Consider the following 24307-nt stretch of genomic DNA (forward strand, 5'->3'; position numbering starts at 1 on the left):
TATTTAGTGGAAGTAGATGAGATTGAATTTTTTAGATAAACGAGTTGTTTTAATTTTTGTTGGTTTATTCCTTACTACTCTTAGCCTCTTGCAGGCCCAATCGTTGGAAAAGAAGAGTAGACCTTATGATACGCGACTCAAAAATGTACAAGAAATACTGAAACAGGGCAAGATTGGTCCCGGTGTAGATTCGTTAGATGCCATACTTGCAGATTACCCTCAAGCGGATGATATCTATTTTACAAAGGCTATCCTTTTTGCCCAAATGAGAAATCAAAATGCTGCGATAGAAGCTATAAAAGCCGCTTTGGAAATTGATCCGAAACCTGAGTACCTAAGCTTTGCTGTCGATGCGTTCAAAAGCAAAAACGATGCTGATAGTGCTTTGATTTATTTAGATAAATTGATTGATTTAGATGATAATAATACGGCTTCATTAAAGCGTGAACGAATTATGTTACTTTTTAACGGAGGTCATAAGGACGTGGCGTTGGAGTATTTTTATAAAACAAAGGAGATTGAATCTGCTTCCGATACATTGGATATGGTGGGTAGTGTGCTGTTGAACGATGCTGGTAATCATAAGGCGGTAATCGACCTCTTGAAACCTTGGGCAGACAATGGAACCAAATTGGCTCAAGTGTATGGGCAATTGGCGCAAGCTTATAACCTTTCCAAAAACTCAAAACTTGCCTTGGAGTATCTCAATAAAGGAATTCAAACTTCACAGGAAGATTTTCTTTATTTTGATTTAGCAGATCTGTACCGCTTTGATAAAAAGATCAAATTATCGTTCGATGCCCTAAAAAAAGGCTTTCAATCCAAAAAGATTGATTTTGGTGATAAAAATAGAATCATCATGACTTTGTTGGGGCCTAAAAATCCCTACACAAATGCGCAGCTTTTGGAGCTGGCTAATATCTTAGTTGAGGTCCATCCGCGAATTGCCGAAAGCCACATGGCCAAAGGACAGGTGTTGTGGCTCAACGAAGATAAGACGGCGGCGCAAAGCTCGTTGGCTGTTGCTGTGAGTATGAATCCCTATCAGATCGACGCTTGGCGGATGTTGATGAGCTTGGATATGGATAAAGGGGAATTTGATCAAGCCATAGCCCATGGCGCTGAGGCCTTACATTATGTGGCCAATAATCCGACCATACTTTATTTCACCAGTATGGCTTATCTGATGAAAAAAGATACAGAGAATAGTCGTAAGTTTATGGAAGCTGCATTAAATAATGCGCAGGATGAAACACCTTTTTTGCAAGCCAATATTTATGGTGGACTGGGCGATATCTACAATACATTGAAGATGTATAAAGAATCGGACGCAGCTTATATGGAGGCGATTCGATTGGATAGTACAAATGTGACTGCGATGAACAATTTAGCGTACTATTTATCGTTAAGAAAGGAACGACTTGATGAGGCGACAAAGTATGCTGCTATGGCTACAACATTGCAACCCAACAACGGTACATTTGAAGATACGTATGCTTGGGTCTTATTTGCTGATGGTAAATACAAGGATGCGTTAATCTGGATCGAAAAGGCCCTGAAAAATACAAATCCACAGACAGCAGTATTACTTGAGCATTATGGCGATATTCTGATGAAGTTGGGCAAGACTACTGAAGCTGTCAAACAATGGAATCTGGCATTGGAAAAAGGGATGGATTCTGACGAAAGTAAACAGAAACTAAAAAAGAAGATTGAGACTAAAAGTTATGTGGAATAAAATTGTTTGGATAGGTGTTCTGGCGTTTTTGCTTTCTTCCTGTAGCTCAAAAAAGAAACTGCTGAAAGGAGCAGATCTCAAATCAGAAAATGAATTGGTCGTCAAAGACAATACGCGTGAAGCGAAGACGACGACACTACGTAACCTCTTTTTGACCAATCTAAATTACTCGACATTTTCGGGAAAGGCAAAGATGCGTCTTGATCTTGGGAAAGACAACTTTGATGTTACCTCTAATATCCGGATTGAAAAAGATAAAAAAATCTGGATTTCAATCTCAGCAACGCTCGGGATTGAAGTCGCTCGGGTTTTAATTACACCAGATAGCGTACAAATCCTGAATAAGCTGCAAAGCGAGTATATGGTCAAACCATTTGATTATCTCTATCGATTTGCAAGCCCAGATCTTACTTTCTCCAATCTGCAGGATTTACTATTGGCTAATCTATCCGTTAATCTTTTGTCGGATATAGATGCGGTGAATTTCCAGCAGGATCCAAATTCTGTACAATTGGATGGAAAATTGAATGAGCTTAGTTTTTTATATAAATTGAACAATAACAATAGACCTTATCAGTTTCGGCTTTCACAATTGTCAAAGAAACAGTTGCTCGAAGCAAATTATGGAGAATATGCAATAGCTTCTGGGCAGGAATTTCCGATGCTGCTAAAAATGATTATTTCCGATGGACGGCAAGAGATAAAAACAGAGATTAATTTTAATAAGGTTACGTTTAATGAACCTGTTGAAATGCCGTTTTCAGTATCATCGCGATATAAAGTAATCCGATAAGAAGTGATCTATTTCCGTTAGATTTATTACTTTCGCATTTAGTTTGCTATTGTGGATGAATGTAATGGGGTTGGGAAAGGAGCAAACACGAAATAAATAGTACTGTAAATGAACTTTAAGAAAACGATATTTGGTATAATAGCATTCATCTTGATGATTGGTATTTCTGCGGCACAGACAAGAGCTGAGCTGGAAAAGCAACGGGAGAAACTCAATCGTGAAATTGCTGAATTGCAGAAAACTGTTAAGGAAATTGCCAAGGAAAAATCGTTGACACAACAACAGGTGACAGCGTTGAGTAAGCAAATCAACTTACGTGAACAAAAGATAAATACAATTACTTCTGAAGTAGCCGTAATCAACAGGCACATTAATGCGAATACTGCTGCTGTAAATAAATTGAAAGCAGAATTGGAAAAAATGAAACGTGATTATGAAAAAATGGTCATGTTTGCTTTTCGTAACCGAAATGCTTACAATAAACTGATGTTTATTTTCGCTTCCAAGGATTTTAACCAAGGATTTAGACGGGTAAAATATTTGCAACAATTTAATGATTCTAGAAAATTAAAGGCTGCTGATATTGAGAATACAAAGAAACAGATCGAGCAAAAAATCGCGCAATTGAAGGCCGATCGAAATAAACAGGTGGCACTAATGAAAGAGCAAGAAAATGAGAAGCGAACAATCGCTCAACAACGCTCTGTTTATTCCGGACAATTGAGCGAACTTATTGTTACAGAACGTGGTGTAAAGAAAGACATCACGCAGAAGCAAAAAGAAGAGCGTCGTATCAATGCAGCGATCAAAGAAATTATCAGAAGAGAGATTGAAGCTGAAAGAAGACGTGCAGAAGCTGCCCGCCGTGCTGCTGAGGCCGCTGCTGAGCGTAATCGGAAAGCTAATGAGTCGGCAAATGCTCCCAAAGGTAAAGGCAATACGAGTACTAAGGGTAGCACCGTTCGTAAATCAGATTCTGAGGTTTTGCGCAGTACACCGGAAGCAATCAAACTTTCCAATGATTTTAGATCCAATCGTGGTAGCTTGCCATGGCCGGTTTCCAATGCGAAAGTTATGCAAGGATTTGGTGGAGAAAGTGTCGGTAGAAATGTGAACTGGGATCACGAATCTGTGAAAATACAAACCTCTAGCGGTGCCGCTGTTAAAGCAGTTTTCGCAGGTGAGGTAAGTAGTGTTCTGACAATGTATGGACAACGTATCGTGATGATTAAACACGGTGAGTATTTTACGGTATATAATAACTTAGGTAGTGTTAGTGTTTCTAAGGGGCAGAAGGTCAGTACAGGTCAAACGATTGGTACGGCGGATGTGGATTCAGATACAGGTGTACCTATGGTCGACTTCTCGGTTTATCAGGGATCAACTCCGTTGAATCCGATGTCCTGGTTGGCGAGATAAGAAATAATTACTATATTTAATAATTATCCTTACATTTGTAAGGAGAGAGAAAAGATTTAGTTTAAAAGAATTGAAAAACAAGAAATTATAGTTATGTCAACATCATTATTAATCATGGGAATCGGGGGGCAGGAGTTAATCATCATTGTAGTAATATTGTTACTATTGTTTGGTGGCAAGAAGATTCCTGAATTGATGCGCGGATTGGGTAAGGGAGTGAAGGAATTCAAAGAAGGCCAAAAAGATGAATCTTCACCCGAAAAAAAATCTGAAGTAGAAGATAATACGAAATAAGGGAAAATATTCCCATATAACATACATACGATTTTGTGATGAACAAGATCGTATTTTGTTTTATTTTGGGCCTATAGCTGAATGGACCCAAAACCATTTTTATACTAAAATCCATTTCTAAGCGTTTAGATTATTGTTGATTTTTCAAGAAGAGAATCAGACCTGGATTTAACAGTAAATTTATGATCGGAAAACAGACGTTAATTTCAATACTGGGAGGGCTGTGTTCTGCGCTGCCACTCATGGCCCAAGAAAGCGCTGTAGATGGCATGAAAGAAGCCACTCATCACATAATCCAAGAACGGATTGAAAAAGAAAAACAGGAGATTTACCAATACTTAGATAGCGTCAAATCTTTAGGAAATAATCGACAAGATGATTTAACGATTACTGACGAAGAGATACAACTTGTTCGAAAACTCAAGGCAATTGAACGCGAAGTACCATTAAATTATTCCCCTCGGATAAAAGAGCTTATATCCAAATACACCTCTGATAATTACAATTCTTATATGTGTAGAATGATGGGACTTGGACAATATTACTTTCCAATGTTTGATCGAATTCTAGATGAAGTAGGTGTACCTCGCGAATTGAAATATTTAAGTGTAGTTGAATCTTCTCTAAATCCGCGGGATATTTCAAGTGCAGGCGCCACAGGACTATGGCAGTTGATGTATTATGAAGCGAAGACCTACAATTTGACTGTAGATAGCTATACAGACCAGCGGATGGATCCGATTGCTTCCAGCTATGCCATAGCTAAAATCCTGAAGGAAGCTTATGAGGAGTATGGTGATTGGCTTTTAGCAATTGCTTCCTATAACGGTGGGAGAGGAGCTGTAGGACGGGCGATTCAACGATCAGGGAAAGAGAAGCCTACGTTTTGGGATATTGCCCCTTATTTGACCCAGCAAACACAAAATTACATCCCAAAATTCATTGCCATGACCTATGCGATGAAATATGCTGAGGAAAACAATATTACGGCTGCTGAGACAGAGTTTCCCCCACGAACTCAAGCCTTAGACATCAGCAAACGAATTTCGTTAGGCCAGATCGCAGATGCGTTAGATATATCCAAAGAAACCCTCAGAGCGCTAAACCCTAGCTTTAAAAAGAATATTTTAAATGGTAGAGAAGAAAGTCCGTTAAGGTTAGTGCTGCCTGTCTTCGACAAGAAAATAGCGACAGAAGAGCTTTATGCTGCACTTAATACGCCAGTACCTATTTCAGGTATGAGTGCCGCTGCTATTAACGAACCTGCAGCGCTTTTGAAAGGCGGAAAATACAAAGTGAAAGTGGGGGAGACATTCGCCTCAATAGCCGAAAAATTTGAGGTTACTGTTCAGGATATAAAATCATGGAATAGTCTTCGCGGAAATCAAATTGTACCGGGACAAACTTTATTGATCAAGAAAGAAGATAATTTTGTGAATGCAAAATTAGCGCATAACGCTGAAAAATCGGTTAAGAAAAGTCAACAACGTACTTCTTCTCGTACTGCGTATTATGTCGTTAAAAGGGGGGATACCCTATCTCAGATTGCCAATAAAAATGGCGTATCTGTTAGCCGGTTAAAAAGAGATAATGATTTAAATGGGAGTCGAATCAAACCCGGAATGAAACTGAAGGTGTCAAAGAAGTAGCAGCATGGTTATACTAACCAGGCCGCATCTTCTTCATTATCAAATTCTTCTAGCGTAACGGTGACGTGTTCTTTTAGGATAGTGGACAATTTAGTACCATAATAGTCACTAAAGATTGGGAACTTGTGGTGGCTCCTATCGATTAGAACGGCTGTTCTCATCTTTTTCAATGGAACATTCAGGAATACACCCAAACCGTAGGCCAGTGCCCTACCACTATTTAATACATCATCAACTAGGATGATTGTTCTGTCTTTTGCAATGTCAACAGGTAAGTCTGTGCCCGCACTCAGTGAGCGGCTTGTTTTCTTCATGGTAACTTTAATCAAAAGAATTTCTTTGTCTGAAATCTCCTTTAATATTGTTTGAAGGCGTTGCGCAAATACATAACCCCGATCGGCAATCCCAACTAAAACAAGCGTTTCATCTTCAAAATTGTCTTCTAAAATTTGATAGGCAATACGGATAGACTTCTGTTTTATTTGTTCTTTATTTAAGATGAGTGTTTTCTTTGAAGACATAATAGCATTTCAATGATTATAGGGTAAAAATAGGATAATAAATTGTATAAAAAAAGTCCAAAGCAAGTTAAAGCTTTGGACTTTTTTATGTCAATAAATGAACCTTAGTTCAGTTTGTTATCTTTTTCTGCTTTTAATATTTCGGCAGTAAGTGTTTTATTGTCTTCTGGTAAGCGACCACCATTATAATAATAACGTCTCCAATAGGGTTCGTCCAAGTTGCTGATCATAACGCCCTTGCTAGATGACGCATGAGCAAATTTATTATCACCAATATAAACACCTACATGGGTAATGCTTCTACTTCTAATTTTGAAGAAAACCAAATCTCCTGCTTTCAATTCGTTTTTTTGCACTGTCTTTACTTGGGAATATTGATTACGGCTGTTGTAACCTAATGACGTATTAAAAACTTTGTCATATAATTCGTAAGAAAATTTAGAACAATCAATGCCTCGTTTTGAATCCCCGCCCAAACGGTATGGAGTGCCTAGCCATTCATAGACAAATTGATAAAGCTTTGTATTCGTTGTTGCCGAGACGGCGACACCCATGATTTGTGAAAAGTATTCTTTGGCTAGGTTATCAGGATCTGATTCTGGTTTGGAGTTTCTGTTGGTTTGTGCCTGCGACACTAGACATAAGCCGATAAATAGCATTGACGCTATAAATTTCTTTGTTTTCATTAAATCGCTTTTTTGTACAACATTTAACTTTTAAATTCGGTACTGTCATCTATTTTGGACAGCACTGTTGCGAATATAATACAATATCAGTTTAAGGTCAAATTTTTTTTAGGCGATTTAACACAATTTTAACAATTTTAACATCTTTCTTAATACTTTTTGGATCTATTGAAATTTAATAAGTATGTCGAGCTTTTACTACAACAGGTTGCGCCTTCTCAAGCTCATAAAATAACGGGTTATGTTATAATACCACTGTTTTAGGTTAGTTTTTGTAAAACTGAAAAAAAATATTAATTTTCTTTAGGAATGTGATAATATTAGTTCTATATTTACAACACATAAGTAAAAACAATGAAGACAAACACAATTATTACAACGATTATTATTACCACCGGGATAAAACTTAGGAGGAAGTAGTTTCATTGTATATAATTGTAGACATAATATTTGAAGCGCTTTCCTCAAAAAGGAAAGCGCTTCTTTTTTGTCACATAAATCAAACTAAACAAACAGTATAAATCAGTATGAAAGTTTTAAAATTTGGAGGAACTTCAGTCGGAACAGTAGAAAGTCTCAAAGGGGTCTTAAGTATTGTTAAGAAATCCTACGATGCGAAGGAAAAGCCCCTGGTGGTATTATCCGCCATGTCAGGTGTCACAAATTTACTAACCCAGTTGGCGGAAGATGCTGCAGAAGGTAAGTCTTTCTCCGATGGGCTTAAATCATTGGAGGATAAGCATTTTTCAGTTGTGAAAGAACTCTTGGCGGTTAAATTCCAAAATCCGGTCTTTACCAAGCTTAAATTATTTTTCAATGAGATCGAAGATCTTCTCCAAGGAATTTTTGCACTGAAGGAGCTAAGTAATCAAAGTAAGGACTTGATTCTGAGTTATGGTGAGCGATGCTCTAATTATATGGTTGCTAAAGTAATGGAACAGTACATACCGGAGTCTCTATTTATAGACGCCTCACATTATGTAAAGACTGATTCTAACTTTGGTAATGCGCATCTAAATGAGTCCTTGACGGAGCAGCTTGTGAAATCATTGTATATTAGTCACGGCGACAAACTTCTGTTTGTGACCGGTTTTATCGGCAGCAATGAGCATGGCCGTATTACCACTTTAGGGCGTGGCGGATCGGATTATACCGCAGCAATCTTTGGCTCTATCCTTGATGCCACAGCGATCGAAATCTGGACTGACGTTAATGGAATGCTGACTGCTGATCCCCGAATTGTGAAAAAAGCTTTTTCACTCCCAGTGCTTTCCTATACTGAGGCAATGGAGCTATCTTATTTTGGAGCTAAAGTAATCTATCCGCCTACTATGATCCCCGCATTTTTGAAAAAGATCCCTATCGTTATCCGGAATACTTTTGAACCGGATTTCTCAGGCACAGTAATCCAATTTGACAGTGGAAAGACAGCGTTACCAATCAAAGGGATTTCCTCGATCTCGGACATTTCTGTAATTAATCTGAGCGGATCGGGAATGATCGGCAAATCAGGGTTTAGCGGACGACTTTTTACCTTGTTGGCAAGAGAACAAATTAATGTTGTATTGATCACGCAGTCTTCTTCGGAGCATAGCATCACCTTTGCGGTTAATCCCTCGGATGCGAAGCGCGCAATACAGTTGATTGAAATTGAATTCGAACTGGAAATCCAGGCAAATAAGTTGGTCATTCCCGTTATTGAGGAAAACTTATCCGTATTAGCTATTGTGGGTGAGAATATGAAACGGACGCCGGGGATGTCCGGAAGATTATTTGCTGCCCTTGGGCGGAATGGTATCAACGTGCGGGCAATTGCGCAAGGCTCATCTGAATACAATATCTCTGTTATCATAGGTAAAGAAGATTTAGCGAAAGCACTCAACGCTGTTCACGATGCTTTTTTTGCAGAGTTGAAAAAAACATTGCATGTGTTTAACATCGGTACAGGTAATATTGGCGCGACGCTATTTAAACAATTGGAAGAGCAACATGACTTTCTGCTTGATAAAAATGATATCGAGATCAAAGTAGTCGGAATTTCCAATAGCCGTAAGATGCTGTTCAATACCGAAGGTGTGGAGCTAAATAATTGGTCTGCCGAGCTCGAGGAAAATGGTTCTGAGGCTGATCTAGCTTTATTTATTGAAAAGATGAAGGCGCTTAACCTACCCAACTGTGTGTTTATCGATAATACTGCGAGCAAATTGCCTGCGACATATTATGAGGACATTTTTAAGTCCAATATCTCCATTGTAACCTGCAATAAAATCGCGAATTCCGGAAAGTATGCACAGTACAAGACACTTCGTGATACCGCACATAAACATGGAGTGGATTTTTTCTATGAAACGAATGTTGGTGCTGGACTGCCTATTGTCAGAGTTCTTAAAGATTTGATGCTCAGTGGTGATCGAATCTTAAAGATCGAAGCTATTCTTTCAGGGACTATTTCTTACATCTTCAACAATTTTAAGGATGACGTTTCTTTTTTCAATGTGGTAAAGAAGGCGCAGGAACTGGGCTATACCGAGCCTGATCCAAGGGATGATTTGGGTGGAATTGACTTTATGCGTAAGATGTTGATTTTAGCGCGAGACGCAGGTTATGCCGTGGAAGCGGAAGATGTGGATCTAGGGCCAATTCTTCCAGAAGCTTGTCTGAAGGCCGATACTGTAGATTCCTTCTATGCGGAGCTCCAAAAAGAGAATACCTATTTTGAAGATATGAAAGCAAGAGCTGTCCGTGAAAAAAAGGCAATCCGCTATATTGGAAAGCTAGAAAATGGAAAGGTTTCTATCGCTATTCAATTTGTAGATGAAAACCATCCTTTTTACGCGCTATCCGGTAGCGATAACATTATCTCATTTACAACAGAACGATATAAGGACCGTCCTTTGGTGGTAAAAGGGCCTGGAGCAGGAGCAGAAGTAACTGCGGCGGGAGTCTTTGCAGATTTGGTTAACGTAGGTGCATAAACTATTTTGAAGGAAAAAACGATTGAAGTAATGGCCAATAATTTAAATGTTGAATATCTAAAGGGTAAGGTCGTCGATTTAGACAAGATGTTGCCAGAAGTTCGCGTGTTTGCTCCTGCGACCGTAGCGAATATGATCTGTGGTTTTGATATACTGGGCTTTGCCCTAGAGCAGCCGGGGGATGAAGTTATCATGCGACGCAAGCAGCAACCCGGGGTGACTATAAAGGAAATCACAGGAGATGATGGTAGGCTCCCGCTCGATCCGAGTAAAAATACCGTATCCGCTTGTGTTCAGTATCTATTGCAAGCACTAAATATTGCGTCTAAGGTCGGCGTTGAAATTGAATTGCATAAGCACATGCCAATTGGGTCAGGTCTAGGATCTAGCGCAGCGAGCACGGTAGCTGGCCTTTTTGCGATTAATGTTATGCTGGGCGATCCATTAACAAAGGAAGAATTATTGCCGTTCTGTGTCGAAGGAGAACGCTTGGCCTGTGGTACTGGACATGCTGACAATGTTGCGCCAGCACTATATGGTGGGATCACCTTGATTAGAGGCAACGAGCCTCTGGATGTTATTTCGATTCCTTCACCGAAGGAATTAGTGGCAGCAGTGGTGTTTCCACAGGTCGATGTCCCCACACGTGATGCACGGCAATTAATCAAAGATAAAGTCTTATTAAAAGATGCTGTGACGCAATGGGGCAATATTGCCGGATTGGTAGCAGCTTTATTTAAAGAAGATTATGATCTGATTTCCCGGAGCATGAAGGATATCCTTATAGAGCCTACGCGAGCAATATTGATTCCGCAGTTTTATGAAATGAAGGAAATTGCCCTACAGCATGGCGCCCTGAGCTTCGGTATTTCAGGTTCAGGTCCCTCGGTCATTGCAATAACACGGGATGAGCAGGTCGCAAAAAATATTGCAGAGAAAATTCAGGCACACCTTAAAGAAAACGAAATAGAGAGCTTCGGTTATGTTTCAAAAGTAAATCTTGAGGGGCCAAAGGTATTAAATTAAAATTTTTACTATACCACGGATATGTCATTGAGCGTGGTATAAAGCACATCTTACTTTGTTGTAGAAAGCGCACATCGTGCACCTTTTAGATGATTAAGAATAGATGGAAATTAAAATATGTATTAAAAGATGAAATTTTACAGTACAAATAATAAAGCATTAGCTGTGTCTTTCAAAGATGCCGTATTTAATTCGCTGCCAGCAGATAAAGGATTATATATGCCTGAACAAATCCCGCAACTGGATCCTTTATTTATCAAAAATATCCAACAATATTCTTTGCAGGAAATTGCGTTGGAGGTAGCCTCAACACTTTTGGATAATGATATTCCTAAGCCGGATTTAAAGAAAATCGTTGATGAAGCGATTAATTTTGAAGCACCCGTAAAATTCTTGACCGATAGTACGGCTGTACTGGAGCTATTTCACGGACCTTCTTATGCTTTTAAGGATTTTGGAGCTCGATTTATGAGCCGTATCATGGGATACTTTTCTAAAGCTGATGATAAATTGCTGGATGTACTCGTCGCAACTTCTGGCGACACTGGAGGAGCTGTAGCATTAGGTTTCTTGGGAGTAGAGGGGACTCGTGTAACCATATTATATCCCAAAGGTAAAGTTTCGGAAGTACAAGAGCTACAGTTAACCACGAACGGCCAAAATATACGTGCTCTTGAAGTTGATGGTACATTTGATGATTGTCAGGCGCTCGTGAAACAGGCTTTTAATGATGAAGTACTCAATCAAACCTTGCGATTAACATCTGCCAATTCAATCAATATTGCCCGATTGATCCCGCAAACTTTTTATTACTTTTATGCCTATGCCCAACTGAAATCACAAGGCATCAATGAAGTCGTGTTTACCGTTCCAAGTGGTAATTTTGGGAATATTGGTGCAGGTTTGCTCGCCTATAAAATGGGGCTTCCTGTCAAACATTTTGTGGCAGCGACGAATGTCAACGATACCGTACCGAGATTTCTTGTTTCAGGACAATACGAACCTAAACCTTCTATCCAGACATTGAGCAATGCCATGGATGTGGGTAACCCAAGTAACTGGGTACGTATTCAAGACCTGTTTGCAGGTAATATGCGGGAATTAAAGGCTATGCTTTCCTCTTATACCTTTACAGACGAAGAAACGAAAGAGGGAATGAATAAGCTCGTTCAGGAATCAAATTACATTGCCTGCCCACATACGGCGATTGCGTGGCTTGGTGCGAAAGCTTATGCTAAAGAAAATCCAGGTCATTACGCTTCGGTTTTCTTATCTACGGCACATCCCTGCAAATTCCCGGATGCAATTGATCCTGAAGTGTTCAAGGAAATTGTGCTTCCAGATGGCGCAGAAACATTGCAAGGAAAAGAAAAACTAGCGGAACCTTTGGAGGTCGACTTCGAAGCGTTCAAAAGATATCTAATCAACCATAACTAAACGCGGAGGGCTCCATTAGGAGCCCTTTTTTATACCAAGATAGTTATCTATATAATTCTTTAATTCGAGTTATGTCTTTATCTTCCTCATTTTTAATTGTGGGTTCACGATCAGATTTTTTGCAGGAAAACAGCGTGGTAGCGATTGCAGTGGTTAAAAAAAGATGTTTTAAATTCATTTTGTAAATATACAGGAATATTTATTTCAATTTAATTTTTTATGACAATAAACAATCCAAGGTTTACAATTAATAAGTTAATTTTGCAGTAATGAAATCAGTTTATTTGAATAAGGGTAAGGATAAAGCTGCCTGGCAATTGCATCCTTGGGTATTTTCCGGAGCAATTAAATCATTGTCCGATAAGATTGAAGATGGCGAAATTGTAGGGGTTTACAATGCCGAACGTGAGTTTATTGCATACGGATTGTTTCACAATAGTTCGCGGGTGGCCATCCGCTTACTCGAATGGAATCCACAAGCTCAGATTGATGCGGATTGGTGGCGCACCCGTATTCAAAAGGCCGTAGCAGCAAGACAACATTTGCTGCAGGAAGACATTACCAATACCGTTCGTCTGATTTTTGCCGAGGCAGACTTTCTACCCGGATTAATCGTGGATAAGTATGCTGATTTTATTTCTATTCAGGTCCATTCCGTAGGAGTAGAAAAGGTTAAAGATATCATTATTGCTGAGCTAAATACGCTGTTAAATCCTATTGGAATCTATGAGCGGAGTGATCTGAAATCTCGTGAGCATGAGGGACTACCAGATACAAATGGTCTTTTGTCTGGCGAGGTACCACCTGAATTTGTGGACGTCATCGAAAATGGCCTTCATTATAAGGTAAATATCATTGATGGGCAAAAGTCAGGTTTCTATTGCGACCAGCGTGAGAATAGGTTATTGACAGCGCAATATGTTGCTGATAAAAGGGTATTGGATTGTTTCTGTTATTCTGGTGGATTTACACTGAATAGCTTAAAAGCTGGTGCAAATGAAGTCGTGTCTGTAGATAGCTCTGCGTTGGCGATTGAAACTCTTGAAAAAAATGTAGCCGAAAACGGATTTGAGCCAAGTCGGCATAAAGCAATATTGTCTGACGTCAATAAGCAATTGCGTAAGTTTATAGATGAGGGTGAAAAATTCGATTTGATCGTCCTGGATCCACCAAAGTATGCACCTTCCCGTTCAGCTTTGGAAAGAGCATCACGGGCTTATAAAGATTTGAATCGTCGAGGTTTAATGCTGTTGAATAGCGGTGGGTTATTGGCGACATTCTCTTGTTCCGGAGCGATGGATATGGACACCTTTAAACAAGTACTTGCCTGGGCCGCATTGGACGCGGGTAAAGAGATACAGTTTATTCGGCAATTCCATCAACCCGAAGATCATCCTGTTAGGGCCTCCTTTCCAGAAGGGGAATACCTCAAAGGATTGTTGGTACGTGTATTATAAATAAATGCAGATATATAGGTTGATTTGAATAAATCGACCTTTTTAATTTAAAGCGAGATCATGATCAAAGAAAAAGAAACTAGACCTATTTTTTCTATTTTGTTTGCCGTGAGTATGGTGCACCTGCTGAATGATCTTATTCAGGCTGTAATTCCTGCCACTTACCCTTTATTAAAAGAAGAACATCACCTGAGCTTTTCTCAGGTAGGGATGATTACATTGGTATACCAGATTGCGGCTTCTATTTTTCAGCCCGTTGTAGGTTCATTTACAGACAAGCATCCTGTTCCATATTCACAGATTATCGGGATGTCATTTTCACTTGTGGGCATGTTGTTGTTTTCCCAGGCACATAGTTATGCGTGGATATTGTTCTCCGTTTTTCTTGTTGGTATCGGTTCCTCAATTTTCCATCCAGAGTCTTCCCGCGTGGCTTACATGGCCTCAGGCGGTAGGCGGAGTATGGCACAATCCATTTTTCAGATAGGCGGAAATGCAGGAACTGCTTTAGCACCTATTATCGTTGCTTTTCTGGTCCTACCTCGGGGACAGCAGGCTATTGCCTGGATGTGTTTATTTACAATTGTTGGCCAGTTTATATCCTATTATATAGGTACTTGGTATAAGCGTCGGCTTGCAAATGTTTCGAGATCAACAAAAAAAAGTATTCGTGTTCCAGATCTTCCCAATTCACGTATTGTCGCAACTGTCATTATCCTATTGTTGTTGATCGTTTCCAAATATTTCTATATCGCAAGTATTACCAATTATTTTCAGTTTTACACGATGAAAAAATTTGGGATCAATGAGGTGGAAGCACAGGTGTATCTGTTTTATTTTCTGATAGCCGTTGCGGTAGGTACCTTACTGGGGGGAGCGTTTGGGGACCGTTTTGGAAGGAAATATGTGATTTGGTTCTCTGTTTTAGGTGTGGCCCCCTTTGCGTTGGCCTTGCCCTACGTAGGTCTTACAATGACGGGGATACTGATTGTGATCATCGGATTAATATTGTCATCTGCTTTTCCTGCAATTATCGTATATGCGCAGGAGTTATTGCCTAAGAAGCTGGGTATGGTCTCTGGTTTGTTTTACGGATTTGCATTTGGCATGGGGGGAATCGGGTCTGCGGTACTCGGATGGCAAGCAGATCATACATCCATCGAATTTATTTACCATCTGTGTTCGTATTTACCCTTAATCGGTATTGTCGCCTATTTTCTTCCTAATCTACAGAAGACTCCCTATAAAGAGATTTAGAATACGATATATAAAAAAACGGGAGTGCACCAACAGGTTGGCTACTCCCGTTTTTCTTTCGTTTTATTTGTATCTCCTTAAAACCTCTTTTGAAGTAATCAATCTTCAAGGGACTTTTACTTTTTATATAGTTTTCTCTTTTATACTATTTGATGCAGTCCATCCAGGCTGTTGCCATCATCTGCGCTCCAGCAAGCGTGGGGTGTACGCCGTCCGCTGCCCAGTAAGCTCCCGGAGCGGTCTTCTGTGCATTGTCAAAGATTTTCTGATAGGGAAGAAGTATCGCATCAAATTCTTTTGCTATATCCCGAGCAGTCTCTTGATAGGCTAAAAACTTGGGATACCAAGCATCTGTGATATGGCCTACGCCTTTTACGGCAAAAGGTTCTCCGATAATCAGTTTGACATTCGGGAGCTTCTGTAGTGTTTCCTGTAGTAATTGTTGGTACTGGGATTTATACTCTTCAACAGTTGTTTTGGCGCCACGATCGATGGTTCGCCAAAAGTCATTTACACCAATCAAGATACTCAATACATTTGGTTTGATCGCTAAGGCATCCTCCGCCCAACGTTTTTGAAGATCGGGAACGCGATTGCCGCTGATTCCCGTATTGTAAATTTTCAGATTCTTTGCGGCATACTTATTCAACAGTTGGCTGGCGGCCAGTAAGGCATACCCTCGGCCTAACGCGTTTGTGTCATTGGCGTTTCTATTATTTCGATCCCGGCCTACATCCGTGATCGAGTCGCCCTGAAATAGGATGATATCTCCGTCATTCAGACTTATTTTTGAAGATTTAAAGTTGTCTTCGCGGGCATAAACGTCGTTGCCCAATAAATTGGCTCCAGTCAAAAGACCGGCGCCAATAATACTTTTTTTGATAAATGATCTACGGTTTGTGCTCATTATTAGGTTTTTGTTACGTATTAAAGTTACATACTTTACGCATACTTTTCCAAACCTTTTATAATGATGTTACAGGATTTTTCTATTTCAGCTTCAGTAATGGTCAGTGGCGGAGCTACGCGAAGTGCTGTTTCACAATGCAGGTACCAGTCAATCATCACTCCATGTTCTGCACAGTATTTACTGACATTATAAACGTGCTCAAAGCTGTCTAATTGTAGACACATCATCAACCCTAAACCCCGGATTTCTTTAATTGCCGGATGGTTAAGTTTTTCACGAAATAGATCGGCTTTATGTGCTACCTGTTCAACGAGTTTTTCCGATTTGATCACTGCAAGCGATGCACGGGCGGCAGCACAACTGACTGGATGCCCACCGAATGTGGTGATATGACCCAACATCGGATTATCTTTAATGACGTCCATTACTTCTTTGGCAGCCACGAAGGCACCTAATGGCATACCCCCTCCGATGCCCTTGGCCAACATAAGGACATCAGGTACAATACCAAAATGCTCAAAGGCAAATAGTTTTCCTGTACGACCAAAACCTGTTTGGATTTCATCGAAAATGAGCAGGGTACCTGTTTCATCACAACGCTTTCTTACAGCCTGCATATAGGCGACATCAGGAACTCTGACTCCTGCTTCTCCTTGAATAGCTTCCAGAATCACTGCAGCCGTATTATCTGTGATTTTTGTTAAGTCTTTAGGATCGTTAAAAGAAATAAAGTCTATTTCTGGAAGAAGCGGCGCATAGGCTTTGCGATATTCATCATTTCCAATAAGGCTGAGTGCCCCTTGGGTACTTCCATGATACGCCTTTTTGGCTGCGATAATTTGCTTCCTTCCGGTGTACTTCTTAGCAATTTTCATAGCACCTTCTACTGCTTCTGTTCCACTGTTGGTCAAGTATACCGATTGGAAATTTGAAGGCAATTCTGCCAATAATTCTGTGGCAAATTGAACTTGGGGAGCTTGTACAAATTCACCGTAGACCGTGACATGAAGATACTGATCAAGCTGGGCCTTTATTGCTTCAAGTACTTTTGGGTGACGATGACCAATGTTACTCACATTAAATCCGGAGACAAGATCCATATATTCTTCTCCGTTAGGTCCATATAGGTATACACCTTCGGCCTTAACCACTTCAACCAACCTAGGCGAGCTAGAGGTTTGGGCGGTGTTCATTAAAAATAATTCTCTATTGCTTAACATGATTTTACAAATGTCCGAAAATAAAAAAGAAGTCTTCAAGACTTCTTTTTTATTTTCGGGATTATTTCCGTCTATTTTGTAAAGATTTGTAGAGATGTTCCCTGAACTCTTGCTCTACTTCGAAGAACTGTGAAGCTCGGGCACTCCCTATCACCTTGGCAAACTTTGCGCGATACTCCTTTTTAATCTGCACCTCTTTGGCGTCATATTGCAGTACATCCCTCGATCGTCCCCTAAAACTGTTTTTAGGAGCACCATTCAATTTTTCTCTCCGAATATCCCATAATGTCTGACTATATTCATTATAGAGCGGAAAGAACTGCTGAGCTTCTTTAGGGGTCAAATCTAGTTCTTTAGTAATATAGGCTATCTTTTCATTTTCAATAGCTTGGAATCGGTTTCTGTCTTGTGCAAAGCCCAAGGCAATAGAAAATATACTAAAGAACAATGTTATCCATATGTTTTTTTTGTTGAACATCATTATAAGGTATAGTTTAGATAATCTTCTATCTCTTGTTTAGATATATTACTGCCAAATCCTTTCGTTGGGAGATTTGTTTCATCCGTATATTGTGACATATATACCATATCATCACCAGAAGCAGAGGCAGAAAGATAATTAATAATTTCCTGCTTCGGAATTTCAGATAAATGTTGACTTAACTGGGATTCAGCTACGTTATCCTGTGGGATAGCATTTTGCTGTTGATATCCCCAATATCCACCAACGCCCAGCATTGCTGTAAACGAAGCTGCTACCGCATATCTGGAGTACCATTTTTTTGGTCTACCTAATCGACGGATAGGGGTTGCCTCCCATTCTTCGTTAGGTGCCTGAATAGCGCCGATAATTTTGTCTGAAAGTGTTTCAAAATAATGCGGTGGAACGTCAAAGTCTGTCGTAGGAGCTGTAGCTTTTAATTTTTCTTCAGCAATACGGACGAAAATAGCTTCTCCAAGATCTGCATGATAATCTATTGGAAGGGCGAAACCATCCGTTTGGACAGCCTGCTTCAATTCTGTTTCAGCGATACGGGAAAAAATAGTTTCTTCAAGATTTGTATGATAGCCTACAGGAACAGTAAAGCCCTCTGTAGGAATGCTGTCTTTTAACTGTTGTGCTGCAATATCTGTTGCGATATTTTGCTCAAGTGTTTGGAAATAACCTGTTGGTACTGTAAAACCGTCCGATTGGATTTTTTCTTTTAAATTTTCTTCCGAAATGCGATGAAAGATGTCTGCTGTTAATATCCCTGCATATTGTTCAGGAATATCAAAACCATCCATAGCAACTAGCGTTTTGAGGGAATCCTCCGCTATTTTGTTTAGCACAAGATCTGGGAGTGAATCAAAGTACCCTTCCGGAACCTCAAATGCAGCTCCGTCTTTGCATTCAATCCATTTGACATGCGCTATTATTTTAGATTCTAAATCACTGAAATAATTCTCAGGCACGCCAAAAGGATTTTCACGCAATGATTCTGGAAGATGATTAGATTCCAGCCCATCATGATATGTGCTATTTTCCTTCATAGTATCTGTTAGAACCTAATTTGGCTAAAAGGTTTAATCGTTGTTATTAAAAAAAGCCTCTATTTTTTTTACTGCCAAATGATAGGACGCTTTTAATGCGCCAACACTTGTGCCGAGTACTTCAGAAATTTCATCATATTTCATGTCTTCAAAATATTTCATATTAAAAACCAATTTCTGTTTCTCCGGTAACGTTAATAAAGCCTGCTGCAATTTCATTTGAGCTTTGTCGCCATTAAAATAATTGCCATCAGCAAGTGTTTCTGCTAAGTAAGCAGTCGTGTCGTCATCCAACGACACGTTCTGCTTCTGCTTTTTTTTATTTAAGAATGTAATACATTCGTTTGTTGCAATGCGATATAGCCAAGTATACAATTGTGAATCTTCACGGAAATTCCCGAGGTTCTTCCATACTTTGACAAAAATATCCTGTACGACATCATCAGCATCATCGTGATCGATTACCATTCTTCGCACATGCCAATAAATCTTTTGTTGATATTTTTTCAACAATAAACGGAAAGCTTCTTCTCGCGTACTTTCTTCGGCGAACTTTGCTATAATTAAAGCGTCATCCATATATTGACCTGTGAAGTTTTTCGTTATTTTCTTTTGATTACCTTTTGAGCAGCAGCTACGATAGCTTCTGCATTCAAACCATATTTTTCCATGAGTTGTGCTGGCGTACCTGATTCCCCAAAACTATCATTTACGGCTACATATTCTTGTGGGCTAGGTAATTCTCTTGTCAATACCTGTGCAACGCTGTCGCCCAATCCACCAAGACGGTTATGTTCTTCGGCGGTAACGACACATTTTGTTTTTGCAACTGATTTCAAAATTGCTTCCTCATCCAACGGTTTGATGGTATGGATATTGATAATTTCAGCATTGATGCCCAATTCCGCTAATTTTTCACCCGCTTGAATAGCTTCCCAGACCAAGTGGCCTGTAGCGATGATGGTTACATCTGTACCTTCGTTCAATAAAACGGCCTTTCCGATTACAAATTCTTGATCAGCAGGAGTAAAGTTTGGAACTACCGGACGGCCGAAACGTAGATAAATCGGCCCTTCAAATTTTGCAGCAGCAATGGTAGCTGCTTTTGTTTGATTGAAGTCGCAAGGATTGATTACAGTCATTCCAGGTAACATTTTCATCAATCCGATATCTTCCAAAATTTGATGAGTAGCACCATCTTCACCTAAGGTTAACCCCGCATGTGAAGCAGCTATTTTTACGTTTTTGTCGGAATAAGCAATAGATTGGCGAATTTGGTCGTAAACACGTCCTGTTGAAAAGTTAGCGAAAGTACCTGTAAAAGGAATTTTTCCACCGATTGTAAGTCCAGCAGCGATGCCCATCATATTAGCTTCTGCAATACCGATTTGGAAGAAGCGTTCTGGAAACTCTTTTATAAAATCGTTCATTTTCAATGAACCGATCAAATCTGCACATAATGCAACTACGTTTTCGTTTTGTTTTCCTGCCTCTAATAAGCCTGCACCAAATCCCGAACGTGTATCTTTTGACTCTGTATAAGTATATTTTTTCATTCTAGTAATCTCCTAAAGTTTCTGAAAGTTGATTCAACGCCGACGCTAATTGTTCGTCATTTGGAGCAACACCATGCCATTTATGAGAACCCATCATGAAATCAACACCACTTCCCATTTCAGTATGCATTAAAATAATGACTGGTTTACCTTTTCCAGTACGCGATTTAGCTTCTGTTAAGCCCGCAACTACTGAAGACATGTCATTTCCTTTTGCAATTTCCATCACATCCCAGCCAAATGCTTCCCATTTTGAGCGAAGATCACCCAAGGATAATACTTGATCTGTAGACCCGTCAATTTGTGCTTTGTTATAATCAATGGTAGCAATCAAGTTGTCAATTTTGTTATGTGGGGCATACATTGCAGCTTCCCACACCTGACCTTCCTGCAATTCACCATCACCCATTAATACATAAACTAGATTATTGTCTTTATTCAATCTTTTGGCCTGTGCGGCTCCTATAGCAACAGATAATCCTTGGCCCAATGATCCCGACGCAATACGAATGCCCGGAAGACCTTCATGTGTAGTTGGGTGGCCTTGTAGTCTAGAATTGATTTTTCTGAATGTTGCTAATTCGCTTACTTCAAAATAGCCTGCATGGGCCAATGTACTGTAAAATACAGGCGAAATATGTCCGTTTGACAAGAAGAATAAATCTTCTCCTTTTCCATCCATATCAAAGGAAGGATTGCGTTTCATTGCATTGAAATAAAGCGCTACAAAGTAATCTGTACAACCTAATGAACCACCTGGGTGTCCTGATTGACAAGCGTGTACCATACGCACGATATCACGTCTTACTTGTGATGCAATTTGTTCTAGTTTGTTAATATCTGCACTCATTTTTTTTGTTGGTTTCACAATTGGTCGTAAAGTTAACTATTTTTAAGCTAGATGCTTGTTAAAAAGTGAATTTCTTTATTTTTATACAGTGTATTACCAATTGCGTTTTGCTGAATAAGAATTCCGCTTACGGACAGTCCCTATTTCAATTTTCGCCTTTTAATTTTGCTTTTTTTGTACCTTGCTTTAATTTATAAAACCCACAATTTTCAAGATAATGCCCAAACAATTTAAACGTTTTTTGCTTGTTACTACCTTTTCCACGCTACAGTACTATTCTTCTGCCCAAGACAAATCTATTTAAATCCTGGTGAGAAAAAATCTGTCCAATTTTCAATTTTACCGACACACCTCGAGCTGTTGGATTAATACAATAAATGGACTGTAGAACCGGGCAAATTTGAAGTTTTTATTGGAAACTCATCCGCTCACTTACCATTGAAAGATTCATTCGATGTTGTCAATTAGTGACACCTAATAGACACTCTTTACAAAAAAGATATTAAAATATCTCAGTATATACAGGGGCTGAAAACGAAAAAGGGTTCAACAAATATGGTATTGTTGAACCCTTTTTCGTTATTTCTATATATGAATAATCATTACATCGCTTCTGCAACAACCTCAGTTACCTCTGGGACCATACGTTTTAATAAACCTTCGATACCAGCTTTAAGTGTGATCGTTGATGAAGGACAGCCACTACACGAACCTTTTAATTCAACAGTTACAATACCTTCGTTGAAGGATTTGTAATGAATTGCACCACCATCCTGTTCGACGGCAGGTCGTACATAATCATGTAATACCTGTTGTATTTTTACTTCAGTTTCTGTTCCTTCAAAGTTTACCTCAGGATCGTGATGTACCGCTTTTACTGCAAGTTCGGATTCAACAGCACCTTTTACAAAGTCTTTCAATAGCGCTTCAATATCTTCCCATTCTGCATCTTCTGTTTTGGTAATGGTAACAAAATTGCTCGCAAAAAATACTCCGTTTACAAAATTGAATTTAAACAGTTCCTGAGCGAAAGGTGATTCTTGTGCAGTTTCTTTATTTGGAAAATCCACACTACCGTTGATCAATAATTTATTGACCAAAAACTTCATAGTTGAAGGATTGGGAGTAGATTCTGTATATACGTTGATAGTAGCCATTTAATTAAGTTTTTATTCCAAACAAAGATATGTCAAAAGATGTGTTGTTAAGGTCATTTATAAGTCAAAGCTTATAATGTGACCCCTGTGTAATTTGAGGGGCTGATTGCTTTTAGTTCTGCTTTGACCTCTTCAGACACGTTGAGATTATCGACAAACATTGCAATGGTCTCTTTGGTCACGTGTGTATTGGTACGTGTAAGATCCTTTAATGCTTCATAAGGTTTTGGATAGCCTTCCCTGCGCAAGATCGTTTGTAACGCTTCGGCAACAACGGCCCAATTATTTTCAAGATCATTCGCTAGGGCCTGTTCATTCAATATCAATTTACGTAAACCTCTCAATGTCGATTTTACCGCAATTAAGGTATGTGCAAATGGAACACCGATATTACGTAACACGGTTGAATCTGTTAAATCCCTTTGAAGACGTGAAATCGGTAATTTAGCCGCTAAATGTTCAAATATAGCATTGGCAATGCCTAAATTTCCTTCTGCATTTTCAAAGTCAATTGGATTGACTTTGTGTGGCATTGCAGAAGAGCCAATTTGACCAGCAGTGATTTTTTGCTTAAAATATTCCATGGAGATATAAGTCCATATATCACGGCACAGGTCGATAATAATGTTATTGATTCGTTTTAATGCATCACAGCTAGCGGCAAAATTGTCATAGTGCTCAATTTGGGTCGTAGTTTGTGAACGATCCAATCCCAAGATAGTATTGACAAAGTTATTACCGAAGTCGATCCAGTTGGTTTCTGGATAAGCTACGTGATGAGCGTTGAAATTACCTGTTGCTCCACCAAATTTTGCTGAGTACGGTACGGTATGTAAAAGCTGTAGCTGACGTTCAATTCGTTCGACGAAAACATAAAGTTCTTTACCTAAACGAGTTGGAGATGCGGGCTGCCCATGTGTACGGGCGAGCATTGGAATGTCTGACCAGGAGGTTGCCAAAGACTTTAATTCATGGAGCAATTCATCAATGACCGGTGTATAACTTTCTTTGATCGCCTCTTTCCAGGAAAGTGGAATGGCCGTGTTGTTGATATCCTGAGATGTTAAGCCAAAGTGAATAAATTCTAGATAATCCTGTAATCCCAGTTTTTCAAACTGATCTTTTAAAAAATATTCAACAGCTTTAACATCATGATTGGTAACTTTTTCAGTGTTCTTGATCCAGATCGCATCTTCTTCAGAAAAATTTCGATAGATATCTCTTAATTTTTCGTTCAACGTTTTATCGAAATGTTGCAACTGGGCGATTCCTGATTCGCTTAACGCTATAAAATATTCGACTTCGATGCGTACTCGATATTTTATTAAGGCAAATTCAGAGAAAAAAGCCGCAAGCTCATTGGTGTTATTGTAGTAGCGTCCGTCAATAGGCGTAACTGCTGTTAAAGATGATAAAGCCATAGATTGAATGATTTTTGGCAAAGGTAAAAAAATGCTTGGAGCTTAGCAATTTAATTGGAATAGATATAAAAAAAGCCTCCATTAACAGGAGGCTTTTTATGCTGTTGAAATTCTGTTTCAGAGAATTAGTGAGCAGCTTTAGTTGAGTCAACGGCAGTTTTAGCTGAGTCAACAGCAGTTTTAGCTGAATCAACAGCAGTATTAGCTGAATCTAAAGCAGTGTTAGCTGAGTCTAAAGCAGTGTTAGCTGAATCAGTAGCTGCGTCAGTTTTTTTACCAGTTTCACCACATGAAGCGAAGGCTACAGTTAAAGCCAATCCTAAGAAACCTAATTTGAATGCGTTTTTCATTTTATTAAAATTAAAAGTAATTTCTAAATCTTGTTATTTAAGACTTGATACCCGTAAA

At 39.3% G+C, this 24307-nt stretch carries 22 protein-coding genes; 10 read left to right on the forward strand and 12 right to left on the reverse strand.

Going from position 1 to position 24307, the window contains the following annotated elements; genetic code table 11:
• Positions 1–16: 16 nt before the first annotated feature.
• From HPC41_RS23535 to HPC41_RS23555, 5 genes are all read left to right on the forward strand, one after another.
• Positions 17–1738: a tetratricopeptide repeat protein gene (locus HPC41_RS23535; protein ID WP_172396550.1), complete on the forward strand. Its 1722-nt coding sequence runs from the start codon at positions 17–19 to the stop codon at positions 1736–1738.
• Complete coding sequence (gene lolB1, locus HPC41_RS23540) at positions 1728–2531, forward strand: lipoprotein insertase outer membrane protein LolB1 (RefSeq protein ID WP_172396551.1); 804 nt, start codon at positions 1728–1730, stop codon at positions 2529–2531. The genes HPC41_RS23535 and lolB1 overlap by 11 nt, the downstream gene beginning before the upstream one ends.
• A 108-nt stretch (positions 2532–2639) precedes the next feature.
• Positions 2640–3950 carry a murein hydrolase activator EnvC family protein gene (locus HPC41_RS23545; protein ID WP_172396552.1) on the forward strand — a complete coding sequence of 437 codons (1311 nt, stop codon included), beginning with the start codon at positions 2640–2642 and terminating at the stop codon, positions 3948–3950.
• Positions 3951–4043: 93 nt separating this feature from the next.
• Positions 4044–4244 carry a twin-arginine translocase TatA/TatE family subunit gene (gene tatA, locus HPC41_RS23550; protein WP_108636737.1) on the forward strand — a complete coding sequence of 67 codons (201 nt, stop codon included), beginning with the start codon at positions 4044–4046 and terminating at the stop codon, positions 4242–4244.
• 182 nt (positions 4245–4426) lie between these two features.
• The gene (locus HPC41_RS23555) at positions 4427–5893 is read left to right on the forward strand and encodes a LysM peptidoglycan-binding domain-containing protein (RefSeq protein WP_172396553.1); all 1467 of its coding nucleotides are present in this window, start codon (positions 4427–4429) and stop codon (positions 5891–5893) included.
• Between the two features lie 8 nt (positions 5894–5901).
• Here the strand turns inward: HPC41_RS23555 and HPC41_RS23560 are convergent, their stop codons facing one another.
• Positions 5902–6414 (reverse strand): phosphoribosyltransferase family protein, encoded by a 513-nt coding sequence (locus HPC41_RS23560; protein ID WP_172396554.1) that lies wholly within the window; start codon positions 6412–6414, stop codon positions 5902–5904.
• A gap of 104 nt (positions 6415–6518) precedes the next feature.
• Complete coding sequence (locus HPC41_RS23565) at positions 6519–7100, reverse strand: C40 family peptidase (RefSeq protein ID WP_172396555.1); 582 nt, start codon at positions 7098–7100, stop codon at positions 6519–6521.
• Positions 7101–7627: 527 nt separating this feature from the next.
• On the opposite strand from HPC41_RS23565, the gene thrA reads away from it, so the two are divergent.
• From thrA to HPC41_RS23590, 5 genes are all read left to right on the forward strand, one after another.
• Positions 7628–10075 carry a bifunctional aspartate kinase/homoserine dehydrogenase I gene (gene thrA / locus HPC41_RS23570; RefSeq protein WP_172396556.1) on the forward strand — a complete coding sequence of 816 codons (2448 nt, stop codon included), beginning with the start codon at positions 7628–7630 and terminating at the stop codon, positions 10073–10075.
• Between the two features lie 87 nt (positions 10076–10162).
• Positions 10163–11101, forward strand: coding sequence for a homoserine kinase (locus HPC41_RS23575; RefSeq protein ID WP_172396802.1), 939 nt, complete (start codon positions 10163–10165; stop codon positions 11099–11101).
• Between the two features lie 129 nt (positions 11102–11230).
• Positions 11231–12538 carry a threonine synthase gene (thrC, locus tag HPC41_RS23580; RefSeq protein ID WP_172396557.1) on the forward strand — a complete coding sequence of 436 codons (1308 nt, stop codon included), beginning with the start codon at positions 11231–11233 and terminating at the stop codon, positions 12536–12538.
• Positions 12539–12807: 269 nt separating this feature from the next.
• Complete coding sequence (locus HPC41_RS23585; RefSeq protein ID WP_172396558.1) at positions 12808–13995, forward strand: class I SAM-dependent rRNA methyltransferase; 1188 nt, start codon at positions 12808–12810, stop codon at positions 13993–13995.
• 60 nt (positions 13996–14055) lie between these two features.
• Positions 14056–15252 carry an MFS transporter gene (locus tag HPC41_RS23590; protein ID WP_172396559.1) on the forward strand — a complete coding sequence of 399 codons (1197 nt, stop codon included), beginning with the start codon at positions 14056–14058 and terminating at the stop codon, positions 15250–15252.
• Between the two features lie 145 nt (positions 15253–15397).
• Here HPC41_RS23590 and HPC41_RS23595 read toward each other — a convergent pair whose 3' ends face one another.
• From HPC41_RS23595 to HPC41_RS23640, 10 genes are all read right to left on the reverse strand, one after another.
• Positions 15398–16159: an SGNH/GDSL hydrolase family protein gene (locus HPC41_RS23595; RefSeq protein WP_172396560.1), complete on the reverse strand. Its 762-nt coding sequence runs from the start codon at positions 16157–16159 to the stop codon at positions 15398–15400.
• A 35-nt stretch (positions 16160–16194) separates the two neighbouring features.
• Positions 16195–17382, reverse strand: coding sequence for an aspartate aminotransferase family protein (locus HPC41_RS23600; protein ID WP_172396803.1), 1188 nt, complete (start codon positions 17380–17382; stop codon positions 16195–16197).
• 61 nt (positions 17383–17443) lie between these two features.
• Positions 17444–17863: a hypothetical protein gene (locus HPC41_RS23605; protein ID WP_172396561.1), complete on the reverse strand. Its 420-nt coding sequence runs from the start codon at positions 17861–17863 to the stop codon at positions 17444–17446.
• Entirely contained in the window at positions 17863–18915 is a 1053-nt protein-coding gene (locus tag HPC41_RS23610; protein ID WP_172396562.1) for a hypothetical protein, read from the reverse strand. The genes HPC41_RS23605 and HPC41_RS23610 overlap by 1 nt, the downstream gene beginning before the upstream one ends.
• A 33-nt stretch (positions 18916–18948) precedes the next feature.
• Positions 18949–19494: an RNA polymerase sigma factor gene (locus tag HPC41_RS23615; protein ID WP_172396563.1), complete on the reverse strand. Its 546-nt coding sequence runs from the start codon at positions 19492–19494 to the stop codon at positions 18949–18951.
• Between the two features lie 23 nt (positions 19495–19517).
• A complete protein-coding gene (locus tag HPC41_RS23620) occupies positions 19518–20471 on the reverse strand; it encodes a transketolase family protein (protein ID WP_172396564.1) in 954 nt (317 codons plus the stop codon).
• Position 20472: 1 nt separating this feature from the next.
• A complete protein-coding gene (locus HPC41_RS23625) occupies positions 20473–21321 on the reverse strand; it encodes a transketolase (protein ID WP_172396565.1) in 849 nt (282 codons plus the stop codon).
• A 602-nt stretch (positions 21322–21923) separates the two neighbouring features.
• On the reverse strand, positions 21924–22478 hold the full coding sequence (locus HPC41_RS23630; RefSeq protein WP_172396566.1) for a NifU family protein: 555 nt from the start codon (positions 22476–22478) through the stop codon (positions 21924–21926).
• Positions 22479–22549: 71 nt separating this feature from the next.
• Entirely contained in the window at positions 22550–23899 is a 1350-nt protein-coding gene (gene purB, locus HPC41_RS23635) for an adenylosuccinate lyase (RefSeq protein ID WP_172396567.1), read from the reverse strand.
• 125 nt (positions 23900–24024) lie between these two features.
• Positions 24025–24249, reverse strand: coding sequence for a hypothetical protein (locus HPC41_RS23640; RefSeq protein WP_108636751.1), 225 nt, complete (start codon positions 24247–24249; stop codon positions 24025–24027).
• Positions 24250–24307 lie beyond the last annotated feature (58 nt).

It is taken from the genome of Sphingobacterium prati (genome assembly GCF_013167215.1).
Lineage (GTDB): Bacteria > Bacteroidota > Bacteroidia > Sphingobacteriales > Sphingobacteriaceae > Sphingobacterium > Sphingobacterium prati.